The 12,369-nt window shown below is 50.4% G+C and carries 14 protein-coding genes; 13 read left to right on the forward strand and 1 reads right to left on the reverse strand.

The window, feature by feature from the left end:
• Nucleotides 1–5 precede the first annotated feature (5 nt).
• From DWY89_RS08165 to DWY89_RS08200, 8 genes are all read left to right on the forward strand, one after another.
• A complete protein-coding gene (locus DWY89_RS08165; RefSeq protein ID WP_022360314.1) occupies nt 6–1,220 on the forward strand; it encodes a cytidylate kinase-like family protein in 1,215 nt (404 codons plus the stop codon).
• A 244-nt stretch (nt 1,221–1,464) separates the two neighbouring features.
• On the forward strand, nt 1,465–1,944 hold the full coding sequence (locus DWY89_RS08170; RefSeq protein ID WP_022360313.1) for an acyl-CoA thioesterase: 480 nt from the start codon (nt 1,465–1,467) through the stop codon (nt 1,942–1,944).
• Between the two features lie 88 nt (nt 1,945–2,032).
• Nucleotides 2,033–2,314, forward strand: a complete 282-nt coding sequence (spoIIID, locus tag DWY89_RS08175) for a sporulation transcriptional regulator SpoIIID (protein ID WP_118523280.1) — start codon at nt 2,033–2,035, stop codon at nt 2,312–2,314.
• A 219-nt stretch (nt 2,315–2,533) separates the two neighbouring features.
• Nucleotides 2,534–3,367 carry a sirohydrochlorin cobaltochelatase gene (locus tag DWY89_RS08180; RefSeq protein ID WP_118523279.1) on the forward strand — a complete coding sequence of 278 codons (834 nt, stop codon included), beginning with the start codon at nt 2,534–2,536 and terminating at the stop codon, nt 3,365–3,367.
• The gene (locus DWY89_RS08185) at nt 3,324–4,673 is read left to right on the forward strand and encodes an ABC transporter substrate-binding protein (RefSeq protein WP_118523278.1); all 1,350 of its coding nucleotides are present in this window, start codon (nt 3,324–3,326) and stop codon (nt 4,671–4,673) included. The genes DWY89_RS08180 and DWY89_RS08185 overlap by 44 nt, the downstream gene beginning before the upstream one ends.
• Before the next feature lie 36 nt (nt 4,674–4,709).
• The gene (locus DWY89_RS08190; protein WP_118524579.1) at nt 4,710–5,786 is read left to right on the forward strand and encodes an iron ABC transporter permease; all 1,077 of its coding nucleotides are present in this window, start codon (nt 4,710–4,712) and stop codon (nt 5,784–5,786) included.
• 28 nt (nt 5,787–5,814) lie between these two features.
• Nucleotides 5,815–6,957 (forward strand): ABC transporter ATP-binding protein, encoded by a 1,143-nt coding sequence (locus DWY89_RS08195; RefSeq protein WP_118523277.1) that lies wholly within the window; start codon nt 5,815–5,817, stop codon nt 6,955–6,957.
• Between the two features lie 55 nt (nt 6,958–7,012).
• Nucleotides 7,013–7,447: a protease complex subunit PrcB family protein gene (locus tag DWY89_RS08200; RefSeq protein WP_107001425.1), complete on the forward strand. Its 435-nt coding sequence runs from the start codon at nt 7,013–7,015 to the stop codon at nt 7,445–7,447.
• Nucleotides 7,448–7,567: 120 nt separating this feature from the next.
• Here DWY89_RS08200 and DWY89_RS08205 read toward each other — a convergent pair whose 3' ends face one another.
• Nucleotides 7,568–8,512 (reverse strand): D-2-hydroxyacid dehydrogenase, encoded by a 945-nt coding sequence (locus DWY89_RS08205; protein ID WP_118293385.1) that lies wholly within the window; start codon nt 8,510–8,512, stop codon nt 7,568–7,570.
• An 841-nt stretch (nt 8,513–9,353) separates the two neighbouring features.
• Between DWY89_RS08205 and DWY89_RS08210 the strand changes: the two genes are divergently transcribed.
• The 5 genes from DWY89_RS08210 (at nt 9,354) to DWY89_RS08230 (ending at nt 12,367) form a co-directional block, all read left to right on the forward strand.
• The gene (locus DWY89_RS08210) at nt 9,354–10,307 is read left to right on the forward strand and encodes a hypothetical protein (RefSeq protein WP_147353331.1); all 954 of its coding nucleotides are present in this window, start codon (nt 9,354–9,356) and stop codon (nt 10,305–10,307) included.
• Nucleotides 10,308–10,472: 165 nt separating this feature from the next.
• Nucleotides 10,473–10,709, forward strand: coding sequence for a hypothetical protein (locus DWY89_RS08215; RefSeq protein WP_333490915.1), 237 nt, complete (start codon nt 10,473–10,475; stop codon nt 10,707–10,709).
• 20 nt (nt 10,710–10,729) lie between these two features.
• On the forward strand, nt 10,730–10,912 hold the full coding sequence (locus DWY89_RS08220; RefSeq protein ID WP_022360303.1) for a DUF4250 domain-containing protein: 183 nt from the start codon (nt 10,730–10,732) through the stop codon (nt 10,910–10,912).
• The gene (locus DWY89_RS08225; RefSeq protein ID WP_118472612.1) at nt 10,884–11,327 is read left to right on the forward strand and encodes a type II secretion system protein; all 444 of its coding nucleotides are present in this window, start codon (nt 10,884–10,886) and stop codon (nt 11,325–11,327) included. The genes DWY89_RS08220 and DWY89_RS08225 overlap by 29 nt, the downstream gene beginning before the upstream one ends.
• 296 nt (nt 11,328–11,623) lie before the next feature.
• Nucleotides 11,624–12,367 (forward strand): lysophospholipid acyltransferase family protein, encoded by a 744-nt coding sequence (locus DWY89_RS08230; protein ID WP_118492381.1) that lies wholly within the window; start codon nt 11,624–11,626, stop codon nt 12,365–12,367.
• The last annotated feature ends 2 nt before the right edge of the window (nt 12,368–12,369 follow it).

Raw genomic sequence — 12,369 nt, forward strand, 5'->3', positions numbered from 1 at the left:
TGACGATGAGCAACAATCAGGAACATACCAATACAGATAATATGGAAAATCAGACGCAGCAGGCGCTTGAAAAGGACAGCGCCCAGTATGCGAATGAAGTAACGGGTGCGGAAAATGCAGCCGAAAAGGATTCAGCAGGGAAGAAGCCGGGCAGCACGGTGCCTGGAAGAGATGAAAAACGAATCCGTGAACTGGCGGAGAGTATTTACGATCTGGATGCGGAGGTTTATGCACAGTTAGGTTCTTCTCTGGGACGTGTTTTCAACCGTGACCGGAAGCGCTGCGTGGATGAGCTGACTCATCTGATGCTGACACGCCCGCAGGGTAACCTGGTTCGAAGTGAGATTGCCCTGATCGGAAACATGGCGCGTACCATCGAGAATAAGGAAGAGCGGAAGCTCGTCATGACCGAGTACAACCGGATTCTGACCGAAGTCATGAGTCTGCCGACCAGTTTCGCGAGCGGCGACGTTATCAACGCAGAGCTGGCGAAGCTGAATACATTTAACCTGAAAAACCGTTTCTCCGAAAATGACCACCTGATCGTATGTATCAGCTGGACCTACGGAAGCGGCGGTGTAAATATCGGATTTAAGCTGGCAGATAAGTTGAAAATCAATTTCTACGACGCGGAGATCTTTGAAGCGGTTCTGAAACGTCTTGAGGCTCAGAAAGATTCTATACAGGATTCTGTCAGCTACGGAATCAAGCCGGGAATCAAGAAAGAGCCGGCGCACGATCAGGATGCCAATGTAAACCCGAGTGAGGCATTCATCCCGGAGCGCCATCTGACCCTGCGCCAGCGCATGCGCGAGTTCAGCCGTTTCCACGGACTGCCGAAGCGTGATGCGGTCTTCTTCAACGAGAGCGACCTTCTGGTTGACATGGCGAAGAAGGAAGATTTTGTTATTCTGGGACGATGCGGAGATGCTATCATGGCAAATAACAACATCCCGCATATCAGTATCTACATCACGGCGCCGTTTGAGCAGCGTATCAAACGTGCGATGGAGATTGATAGCTCCCTGACGGTCAAGCAGGCACGCCATATGTTAAAGCATCTGGATCATGTCCATAGCCAGTACTATCATTACTATACAAACCGAAACTGGGGACATTCCAACAACTATGATCTCTGTATCAACAGTGCCAGCTACGGTATCGATGGAACCGTGGATTTCATCTATCGGATGATCACGGCGCGGGAAGAGGATAAATAAGAGAACGGCTGAAGATGATGGGAGTCAGCGAAAGACAACAGACGCTGCTCCCAGATTCTTCGGTCGTTTTTTAACATTTATAGTTTACTGCCAATAGGATGTATAACTAAAAAGATTCAGAATTTTTGCGGCGGAATACTTGCAAATTTGAGGGAAAGCCAGTATACTAGGTACCATATCACAGGGAAGTCCTTCGAAAGCGGGAGATTGGAAGAGGCATCCTTCTCGAAAGGAGAAATAAATTATGGAAGAAAGAATGATGCGCCGCGTAGCGGATTCAGCTGTTATCCAGACACAGCTTGTATTAAATAGTCACTTAAATGGTGCTGGTCGTTTGTTTGGCGGTCAGCTGATGGAATGGATCGACATTGTAGCGACCGTTGTTGCGCGCCGCCACGCGCACTGCAATCCGACAACTGCATCGGTTGATAACCTGCAGTTCAAAGAGGCAGTCCACCTGAACAATACCCTGATTATCGAGGGTAAGCTGACTTATGTCGGCAGAACCTCCATGGAAGTGCGCGTCGATACATTCGTAGAGTCTTTAAGCGGCGCGCGTAAACTGGTTAATACCGCTTATGTGGTTATGGTAGCGCTGGATGAAAACGAGCATCCGATGGAAGTTCCGGGACTGCTTGTTGAGACCGATGAGGAGAAGGCAGAGTGGGAAGCTGGCGTGAAGAGAAACGACTTGCGGAAACACCGCCGTGCGGAGAACTACTAATCGGCAGTGTTTTTGTTTGGGAAAGGGAATTTGCATAAACCGGAAACAGATGTAATAAGATGTAAAAAACGTTCTCAGGGGAACTCCCATGAAGGAATATATCGAGGAACGGGCGGTTGCGATCGCTAATTACATCATAGACTACAATGCGACAGTGCGACAGGCGGCCCGGAAATTTGGGATCAGTAAATCTACCGTGCATAAAGATGTGGCCGAGCGCCTTTCCCATATCAATCCGCTGCTTGCATCCCGGGCGCGTGTGGTACTGGACATCAACAAAGCGGAACGCCATATCCGGGGCGGGATGGCGACGAAAGAAAAATATGAGCATGAGCACCAGCTGCGCGCGTGCAGCCGGGACGAGGAATAGAAAAGCTGGTAAAATTGGAGCTGAAAGCAGAAAAAGGGGCATTCCGCCTGGACGGGCGGAGTGCCATTTTTTCTGCTTCATTGCAAACTATTTCAAAATATGCTATAGTAGCTTCGATTCATAAAGCTATATGTCAGCCAGATTCAGGCATATGGCAGCGTAGGAGGAACGGGAAAATTCTGAATTGAAAGATAAAAAACAAAGAGGAAGAATGGATAGATGGAACCAAGACAGGCAATCCTGGTAGTCAGCTTCGGGACAAGCTACAATGACAGCCGAGAAAAGACGATCGGAGCGGTTGAGCGTGCAGTGGCGGAGGCATTTCCGTCATATGAGGTGCGCCGGGCATTTACCAGCCAGAGGATCATTGATAAATTGAAAAAGCGGGATCAACGGTCGATCGACAATTTGAAGGAGGCACTTGACCGGGCAGCAGCCGATGGGATTAAAAGTCTGATTGTGCAGCCGACCCATCTGATGGATGGATTTGAATACATGGATGTAAAAGCGGAAGTGGAAGCGAATCAGGGGCGTTTTGAACGGCTGGCGCTGGGAGCACCGCTTCTTGCCAGTGAAGCGGATCTGGATGCGGTGATCCGGGCGATGGCAGGAGAATTGGGCGGATATGACGATGGAAAAACGGCACTCTGTCTGATGGGGCATGGGACGGACGCGGCTTCCAATCAGGTGTATCAGAAGATGCAGGATAGGATGATCGCGGGCGGTTATGCAAATTATTACATCGGAACCGTGGAGGCGCAGCCGGATTTACAGGCGGTGATCGAGAAATTGGGCGCGCAGAAACACTATCAGAGGGCAGTGCTGCAGCCACTCATGGTGGTTGCAGGCGACCATGCGAATCAGGATATGGCAGGTGAAAAGGAGGATTCCTGGAAGAGCCGCCTGGAACGCGCCGGATACCAGGTGGAATGCCGCATCCGGGGACTGGGAGAGGTTGAGGCGATCCGGAAGCTGTATGTGGCGCATGTGAGAGAGGCGGAGTGGGAAAATGAAGAAAATAGGATGGATAACGGGAAAGAAAAGGTTACTTAGGCTGGCAGGGCTGTCGCTTATGGGGGTGCTGCTCTTGAGTGGCTGTGGAAATACGGGAAAGAGTGCGGTGGTGGCAGCGTCGTCTACATCTGCCAGTGAGACATCCAATGAGGCGGGTAAAGGTTCGAAAGTGTCCCAGCCGGCAGAAAACGTGGATGCACAGGTGGCGGAGGCATCACTTCCACAGCCGGGTGAGGCGATCAGTGCGTCCCTGACCTGGAAATCGCGGATGGAGCTTGCCTATGCGACCCAGTTTGCGGTTGATACCTATGAGGATGCGGACGGGATGCAGTACGAAGCAGTTTCGGTTGCGGATGGAAGCCGTTTTCTTCTGATTCCAGAGGGCGGAAAGGTGCCGGAAGATCTTCCAGATTCGATCCAGGTGCTTAAGCGCCCGGTCAAACAGATTTATCTGGTAGCGACCGCGACCATGGATATGTTCCGGATGCTGGGAGCGCTCCCGGATATCCGGTTTTCGGGAACCGATGCGTCGGGCTGGTACATCCCGGAGGCAAAGGAGGCGATGGAGAATGGGTCAATTCTCTACGCAGGCAAGTACAGCGAACCGGATTATGAGCGGATCGTCTCGGAGGGCTGCGGTCTGGCAATAGAAAATACGATGATTCTTCATTCGCCGGAGGTAAAAGAAAAGCTGGAAAGTTTCGGAATCCCGGTACTTGTGGATCATTCCAGCTACGAAGCACATCCGCTGGGGCGGACGGAATGGATCCGCCTGTATGGAGTGCTGACCGGAAAAGAAAAAGAGGCGGAAGCGGCATTTGCAAAGCAGGAAGCGGCTTTGCAGCGTGTTACAGAAGAAGGTTCGGATGCGGAGAACGCAGGCGGGAGCGTAAAAACAGAACAGACGGCACAGGCGGAAAAGCCGTCGGCGGCATTTTTCTATATTACGAACCAGGGCAGCGTGAACGTGCGCCGTTCCTCTGATTATATACCGAAAATGATAGAATTAGCGGGCGGCAGATACATATTCGGGCATCTGGGGGATGACGGAAAGCGGTCTTCGACCGTCAATATGCAGATGGAAGAATTTTATGCAGCCGCGAAAGAATCCGATTATCTGATTTATAACAGTACAATCGACGGGGAGATTCACTCAATTTCGGAGCTTTTGGCAAAAGCGCCGGTTCTCAAGGATTTCAAGGCGGTACAGGCGGGAAATGTCTGGTGCACGACGAAGAATCTCTATCAGGAATCCATGTCGGTTGGAGCAATGCTGGAAGATATCCATGCGATTTTCAGCGGAAGCCAGGAAGATGGGACATATCTGTATAAATTGCAGTCGTGAGGATGGAAAGTGTAATAAAGATAGATAGGAGAAACGATGCGTTCAGTATCAGAAGCAAACAGACAAAAACAGGAAAAAAAACAAAGAAACCTGGCGCAGGCAGGCAGACAGGTGCGGATCGCAGGCGCATTTCTGCTTCTGATTATGCTGCTGCTCCTGTCGCTTATCTGGAGTGTCTGTTCAGGCAGTGTATCGGTTCCGATCATGGAATTTTTACAGGAACTGCGGGAGCCTAAGCTGCGTGGAATGGCGTGGACGATCATCTGGGAGATCCGTCTGCCGCGCGCGCTGGCGGCGCTGATCCTTGGCGGGGCGCTGGCACTGTCAGGGTATCTGTTACAGACCTTTTTCCACAATCCGATCGCGGGTCCCTTTGTGCTGGGAATTTCTTCTGGTTCAAAGCTTTTGGTAGCACTTGTGATGGTCGGATTTCTGGAATGGAATATTACGATCAATTCGGGGATGCTGGTGGCAGCGGCATTTGCCGGAGCGCTTCTCTCTATGCTGTTTGTGCTCCTGGTCGCGCGGAAAATGGAACAGATGGCGATGCTGATCGTCGGGGGCGTGATGATCGGCTATATTTGCTCGGCAATCACGGATTTTGTTGTGACCTTCGCCAGCGATGCGGATATTGTCAACCTGCATAACTGGTCGCGCGGAAGTTTTTCTGGTATGACCTGGGAAAATGTGGCAGTCATGGCGGGCGTGACCTTTGTCTCAGCGGCAGCGGTGTTTCTGTTATCCAAGCCGATCGGCGCATACCAGATGGGGGAGACGTATGCGAAAAGCATGGGAGTCAGTGTTGCACAACTGCGTTTCTTTATGGTGATTTTGTCCAGCATATTATCTGGCTGCGTAGCGGCATTTGCCGGTCCGGTTTCCTTTGTTGGAATCGCGGTTCCGCATCTGATCCGCTGGCTGTTTGCCGATACAAGACCGCTGGTGCTGATTCCGGGCTGTTTCCTGGGCGGAAGCGTGTTCTGCCTGATCAGCGACTGGCTGGCGCGGACGGTCTTTGCCCCGACGGAATTGAGCATCAGCACGGTAACAGCTGTCTTCGGTGCGCCGGTCGTGATTTTTGTGATGATGCGGAAACATCGAAAGAGCACCTGAAGCATAGAGAAGCAGAGGAGAAAATACCATGAATCCAGAAACTGAGGAGAAGATCTACTTTTATACAGAGAACTTACAGGTTGGATACGGTGGAAAACAGATCTTAAATCCAGTCCGGATCGGGATAAGGAAGGGTGAGATCCTGACTTTAGTCGGACCGAATGGAGCCGGAAAATCGACCATTTTAAAGAGTGTCGCCGCGCAGCTTCCCCCTCTGGGAGGCGCGGTTTACCTGGACGGCGCGGACCTTCTGGGAATGAAGGGAACGGAGCGCGCACGGCGGATGGCGGTCATGTTTACGGAAAAGGTCCATGCAGAGTGGATGACCTGCCGGGATGTTGTGGCAGCCGGGCGTTATCCGTACACGGGACGGTTTGGTGTCCTCTCGGAGGAGGACTGGAAGGCAGTTGATGAGGCGATGGAGGCAGTGCAGGTATCAGAGCTTCGGGAGCGGGACTTCCAGACGCTCAGCGACGGTCAGCGGCAGCGGGTGATGCTGGCGCGGGCGCTCTGCCAGGAGCCGGAACTGCTGCTTCTCGATGAGCCGACTTCCTATCTGGATATCCGTTATAAGCTGGAATTTATGTCGGTCTTGCAGGAGCTGGCGCGCCGCAAGAAGGTGGCAGTCATTTTATCCATTCATGAACTTGATCTGGCGGAGCGCGTCTCTGACTGGGTGTTGTGCGTCAGCCCGGGGCAGGAAAGCCGGTTTGGACGCCCGGAAGAGATGCTGACTCCGGAACATCTTTCCGAGCTTTTCCAGATCGAGGAAGGGCGCTTCCGTCAGACAGGCGGCAGTATGGAGCTTCCGCGTCCGGAGGGGGCACCAGAGGTGTTTGTGCTGGCAGGAGGAGGAAGCGGGCGCGCTGTCTTCTGGCAGCTTCAGAGAGCTGGAACCACGTTTGCGGCAGGGATCGTATCGGAAGCCGACTTAGATTATCCGGCGGCTTGTACATTGGCGTCCAGATTGATTGCAGTCCCCGCATTTGAAGAAATATCAGAGGAAAAGGAACAAGAAGCCAGAGAATGTCTGGATGCGTGCCAGTGCGTGATTGCGTGCCGCAGGCAGTATGGGGGCTGGGCGGCGGCGAACGACCGGCTGCTGGCGTATGCCAGGGAAAAAGGAAAAAAGATTGAATATCACAACCTTCCGCTTCATAAAATGCAGTAAATCAAAGCATTTTGCCGCGTGGCTGCGTGCAGGGGAGCGGGAGGTTTTTTATTTGATGAAAAGTAAGAAAAGCAGGAAAAAATGGCTTCTAAGCCTTATGGTTGTGATGGGAATCTTTCTGGCGGGGGTCTATGCGGTTGCATGCGGCGGTGAAAAACAGGCAGAAAAATTGCGGGATCTGGAATTTGCCGTCATAGGTCCCGATGAGACGCCGCAGGAGCTGGCGCAGATCATAGAAGAAAAGAAGAACGATTCCTTCCGCCTAACTTACACAAGCGGAAATGACCTCTACATAGCTGCCGGGTACGGCAAGCAGGAGACCGGCGGTTACAGCATTACGGTTCCGGAGTTGTACCTGACGGACAATTCGATCATCGTCAAGACCGAGTTAAAAGGACCGGAGAGAAGCGAGCCGACCGGGGAAGAGCCGTCGTATCCGTATATTGTGCTGCGGACGGAACTGCTGGAGGAACCAGTGGTATTCCAGTAGTTTCCTATGAAACAAAAAAACAGGAACCGGCGAGAGTATCATCCGGTTCCTGTCTTTATGCAGTTTCTGCAGAACGATTTCCGCAGGATTTCCTATATGAGTATAAGACTGGTTTCCTGATTACAGGGAAAGAGCCTCTTTTACCTTGGAAATGATGTGAAGTCCGATGTCTCTGGAAGCATCTACGGACTGAGCACCGATGTGCGGGGAAACGATGAAGTTATCGCACTCAAACAGCGGGCTTGCGAATGTATCATCACCTGTCAGACCGCTGCCAGCCAGCTCGTTCTCCATAACGTCTGCTGCGTAGCCGCCGATCTTGCCAGCTTTCAGAGCCTCGTACATATCTTTCTCGTTTACGATACCACCACGGCTCATGTTCAGAACAACTGCGTCATCCTTCATCTCAGCGATGGACTTAGCGTTGAACAGATCCTTTGTATCTGGTGTCAGCGGTACGTGGATAGATACGAAATCAGCTACCTTTAACATCTCGTCTACGGACATGCCAGTTGCATGCTCTTTCTCGAAATCTTCCGGTTTCAGGAATGGATCGTAAGCAACGATAGTCATACCAAATGCACGACCAAGTTCGCCGACTCTCTTACCGATACGACCGAAGCCCATAACACCCAGAGTCTTGCCGCGAAGCTCACGACCTTCGAATTTATATTTGTTCCACTCGTGTTTTACTTTTACATCGTAGTTAGCTGTGAAAGTACCACGGGAGATATCTAACATCTTGGAAATGGTCAGCTCTGCAACTGCGTTAGCGTTTAAGCCCGGTGCGTTGAAGATCTGGATTCCTTTGGATTTTGCATAGTCCATATCAATGTGGTTCAGACCAACGGAGCAAACGCCGATAACCTTCAGGTTCTTAGCAGCGTCGATGATCTCCTGATCGATCTTCGGATCTACACGCATGATCAGAACGTCTACGTCACCGATTTCAGCTAATAACTGATCCTTGGTGGACGGCAGATTCTCTGCAGTTTTAACTTCCATGTATTTGCTGAGTTCTTCAGCAATACCAGCGTATACTTTGTCAATGATAAGACACTTCATAGTTTAATTTCCTCCGCTCTTATTTTGTAAAATGTACCTATATGCAAGTATACCTAAAATCTGCTGTCCAGTCAAGTCATTTTGCCGTACCAAAAAGAAACTCGTATTCGATTTTTTGTATAACACTTATAAGTAAATGCTGGATAAAAAGGGGTTTTTGTAGAAAATGCCGCGGGAGCGATTTATAAATTGTATTTTGAGATAGGGCAGACTATAATAAAGGTACGATGAAGTTCAAAGTCCGGTTCCGGACGGCATTCGATGATTCTGCCCGCAAAGAGGGCATCTGTGATTCACAGAAATATCCGGGTATTTATGAAATTTCATAATGCATTTTTTGTTTCAGGGGAAACTGCGTCCTATGAAACAAAAAAATAGCAGTCATATGATTGAGCAGTGCTGAATATAAGTATCATATCGTTACTGTTCACAGGTAGGCACTTTTGGAACCGAAAGTGCCGTAAGAAAACGTGGTGGCAGCAGGAATTTGCCGTATTTAAATGCGAAGCCACGGCAAATTCCGTTACTGGGCACATATGCGTGAACAGTAACATCATATCGGCATTTAGAAAACATGGCATCTTATATCTTGAATGATATTTGTGTGTGATGCGGTATTTTATGCTGATTTAAACTCAGCACAGAAAATTTCAGGTTACTGTTCATTTAATGCGAAGCCACGGCAAATTCCGTTACGGGGCACGTATGCGTGAACAATAACAATTTTAGAAAGGATGGAGAAGGTTGAGAGAGGAGTACGGAAATTTAGAACGTGCTTACGAAAGAATGCGGTTCGGCTGGCAGGAGACATTTGCCGGGGAATGGCAGAAAGGGAGAATGTATGGGGAAAAGAGAAGACAGAAGATATGGTGGGAGGCTGGCAGTGCTGACATTTGTGCTGCTGTGCCTGCAGGGCACCGGCGGACAGGCTTACGCACAGGAAGATAAGGCGGGAGAACGGCGGATCCGTTATTCTTCTTCCTATTTGAAAGAGGTTGAGATACCAGAAGCGCCGGAAGAATATCTGGAAGAGGGGGAAATTACCTACCGGCTTGTGGGGACAGAGATAGAGGCGGTGCCGGTGCGCGGCAGAACGCGGGAGGTTTCGGGGGAGATGGTCTATCCATCCGTGACGCGGGAACAGGAGATCCCGGCGAGAGCGCCGATGGAGGTGGAGGATCGGGAGAGCCGGAAGACCGTATCGGTTATGCTGGATCTGAAAAGAACCTCTTATGAGAACGAACACTGGCAGGATGGATTTGAGATTTCGGTCGTATTTCACGAATACGGGGCGGACACATACCGGCTGGGTGGAACTGCCGTGATGCATGATGAAAAAGTGCCGCCGTTGGAGGCGTGCAGGGAAGACCTGCTTGCAAGTGCAGGGCTATCGGAGGATGAGGTGCAGATTGAGTCGGAAAGCTGGGAGGGAGATGCTTATCAGGATGAGGCTGGCATCTGGTGCCGCAATGCGGCGGTACAGGCAAAACGCCGCGTATGGGATTGCCGGGCAGTGTACGGGGGAACGGTCAGACTTCCGGAATATGAGCGTTACCGGAGGCGGATGGAGTATGAAAAAGTGGAACTGGATGTGGAAGAGATGACAGAAATAGAAGTGGATCCGGGAACTCTGGTGGAAACAGAGACTGCGCCGGTGGAAAACCTCCCGCTTCCGTTCTGGAGACGGAGGATTCACTACGGACTGACGATCAGTGTAAGTCTGCTGCTGCTTTTACTGGCATGGCTTGGATTTCGGCAGCTGCGGCGGATGGCGCGTGAAAAAAACGAACGGTAGGTTATGTGGGCGCAGTTGATAAAAGGAAAAAAGTGCCGTATACTAGAAAACTGGTAAGCTGGCGGTTATGGTTCGTGTAAAAAAAATTTGAAATCAGAGGCACGGCGTGAGGATATGCCGGCAGCCAGAATTGGGGATCAGACCAGAAAGAAGAGGAAAAACGGCGTGACAAGAGATGTTGTATTTAAAATGGAACGTCCGGGACTGGTAGAAGTCGGACAGACAGTAGAGGTGACGGAGTCGGTGACGCCGTTTAATGTCAATTATATGATTGAACCGGCGGTGGCGATGTCGGGGCTTTTTAAGCTGAATGACCGGATTCCCGCCGATCACGGCGTGGTAAAGGCGATCGAGGAAAATGACCGCGGTTACTATGTGACGGTTACGTTTGAGTATGAATAAAAGGACAGAAAGGGAAAAAGATGGCAGGAAAAATACCGAACGATCCGATTATGTGCCTGAGTTTTGTGAACACACAGCTCAGAGATTTTTACCCGGATTTAGATGAATTATGCAGTGCGTTTGATACAGAACGGTCGGAGCTTGAGAAGAAGCTGCAGGCGGTGGGATATACCTATGACAGAGAAAAGAACCAGTTCCGCTAGGGCACGGTCAGGCTTTACGCTGGCAGAGCTGCTGATCGTGACCGGGATTGTGGCGATTCTCGTTGCAGTTTCGATCCCGATCATGTCCGGACAGGTACAGAAAGCGAAGGAAGTGCGGGCGAAAGCCGAGGCGAGGATTCTATGCATGGCGCTCTGGATGTATCTACATGATTTGGATGAACAGGACATTCATCCGGAAAGCTGGGAGCTGATGATGGATCTGGGTGGTTCTTTCCGGGATCTGGGAGAAAATCCGCTGGAAAACTATCTGGATGGAGAGATTTCTGAGGATGTGTCTATCTACAGCGTGTATTACAGCGATACACTGGAAAGCTATGAGGGAATCTTGTGCGAGATAGGTGGAATCGAGGTGGAAGCGCTGATCAGCGGAAAGACGGAGATTGTGAATCCATAAAAAATAGAGAGGCAGGTTACTGTTCACAGGTAGGCACTTTGGGAACCGAAAGTGCCGTAAGAAAACGTGGTGGCAGCAGGAATTTGCCGTATTTAAATGCGAAGCCACGGCAAATTCCGATACTGGGCACGTATGCGTGAACAGTAGCAGAGGCAGGATGTCTTACAAGGAAAGTCTTGTAAAACCCTGCTTCTTTCTATATAATGAGACAGTAAAGCAGTCTGTCTGGAAATGAAAATAGCAGGATAAAAACCAGACGGTTTCGGACAGATACAAGAGAAAAGAGAGGTATCAGTATGTTTCGCGCGATAAAGATAGTAGGAACGATCGTCAGCTTCCTTGTTGGTTCCATCGGCACATTGCACCGTATGGATAAACAGGGACAGGTAGATCCGGTCGCAGTGGAGGAAGAAAGCACCCAGATGGTGCGTAATATTTTTGAAAAACTGCTCAAAATGGCAGGTGTGACGGTAGAGGTGCGCGGATATGAAAATATTCCGCAGGATCGCCCGGTGCTCTATGTGGGAAACCACCGGAGCTATTTTGATATCCTGGTTGGCTATACGACGGTTCCGGGACTGATGGGATTTGTGGCAAAGAAAGAGATGGAGAAGATTCCGCTCTTGTCAAAATGGATGCTCAATGTCAACTGTCTGTTTTTAGATCGGAATAATATAAAAGAAGGTTTAAAAATGATTCTGGCGGGGATCGAGAAGGTGCGCCGCGGCGTTTCTGTCTGGATTTTTCCGGAGGGAACCCGCAATAAAAATGAACAGCTTTCAGATCTGCTTCCATTTAAAGAGGGAAGCTTGAAGATTGCAGAGAAATCTGGCTGTCCGGTTGTTCCAGTGGCGATCAAGGGAACAGCGGAGGTCTTTGAGAAGCATATTCCGCTTATTTGTCCGAGCCATGTCGTGATTGAGTTCGGCGAGCCGTTCATCGTGAAAGAGCTGGATCCGGAGAACCGGAAGTTTGTCGGCGCATATACGAGAGAAAAGATCGCAGGGATGCTTTCAGAGATGGAAAAGGAGAACAGCTAAGA

The sequence above is a fragment of the Clostridium sp. AF27-5AA genome, from assembly GCF_003478415.1.
GTDB lineage: Bacteria > Bacillota > Clostridia > Lachnospirales > Lachnospiraceae > Otoolea > Otoolea fessa.

Coding starts and splice junctions, on each gene's coding strand:
- DWY89_RS08165 (WP_022360314.1), top strand. CDS start 6: ATGAGCAACAATCAGGAACATACCAATACAGATAATATGGAAAATCAG.
- DWY89_RS08170 (WP_022360313.1), top strand. CDS start 1,465: ATGGAAGAAAGAATGATGCGCCGCGTAGCGGATTCAGCTGTTATCCAG.
- spoIIID (WP_118523280.1), top strand. CDS start 2,033: ATGAAGGAATATATCGAGGAACGGGCGGTTGCGATCGCTAATTACATC.
- DWY89_RS08180 (WP_118523279.1), top strand. CDS start 2,534: ATGGAACCAAGACAGGCAATCCTGGTAGTCAGCTTCGGGACAAGCTAC.
- DWY89_RS08185 (WP_118523278.1), top strand. CDS start 3,324: ATGAAGAAAATAGGATGGATAACGGGAAAGAAAAGGTTACTTAGGCTG.
- DWY89_RS08190 (WP_118524579.1), top strand. CDS start 4,710: ATGCGTTCAGTATCAGAAGCAAACAGACAAAAACAGGAAAAAAAACAA.
- DWY89_RS08195 (WP_118523277.1), top strand. CDS start 5,815: ATGAATCCAGAAACTGAGGAGAAGATCTACTTTTATACAGAGAACTTA.
- DWY89_RS08200 (WP_107001425.1), top strand. CDS start 7,013: ATGAAAAGTAAGAAAAGCAGGAAAAAATGGCTTCTAAGCCTTATGGTT.
- DWY89_RS08205 (WP_118293385.1), bottom strand. CDS start 8,512: ATGAAGTGTCTTATCATTGACAAAGTATACGCTGGTATTGCTGAAGAA.
- DWY89_RS08210 (WP_147353331.1), top strand. CDS start 9,354: ATGGGGAAAAGAGAAGACAGAAGATATGGTGGGAGGCTGGCAGTGCTG.
- DWY89_RS08220 (WP_022360303.1), top strand. CDS start 10,730: ATGGCAGGAAAAATACCGAACGATCCGATTATGTGCCTGAGTTTTGTG.
- DWY89_RS08225 (WP_118472612.1), top strand. CDS start 10,884: ATGACAGAGAAAAGAACCAGTTCCGCTAGGGCACGGTCAGGCTTTACG.
- DWY89_RS08230 (WP_118492381.1), top strand. CDS start 11,624: ATGTTTCGCGCGATAAAGATAGTAGGAACGATCGTCAGCTTCCTTGTT.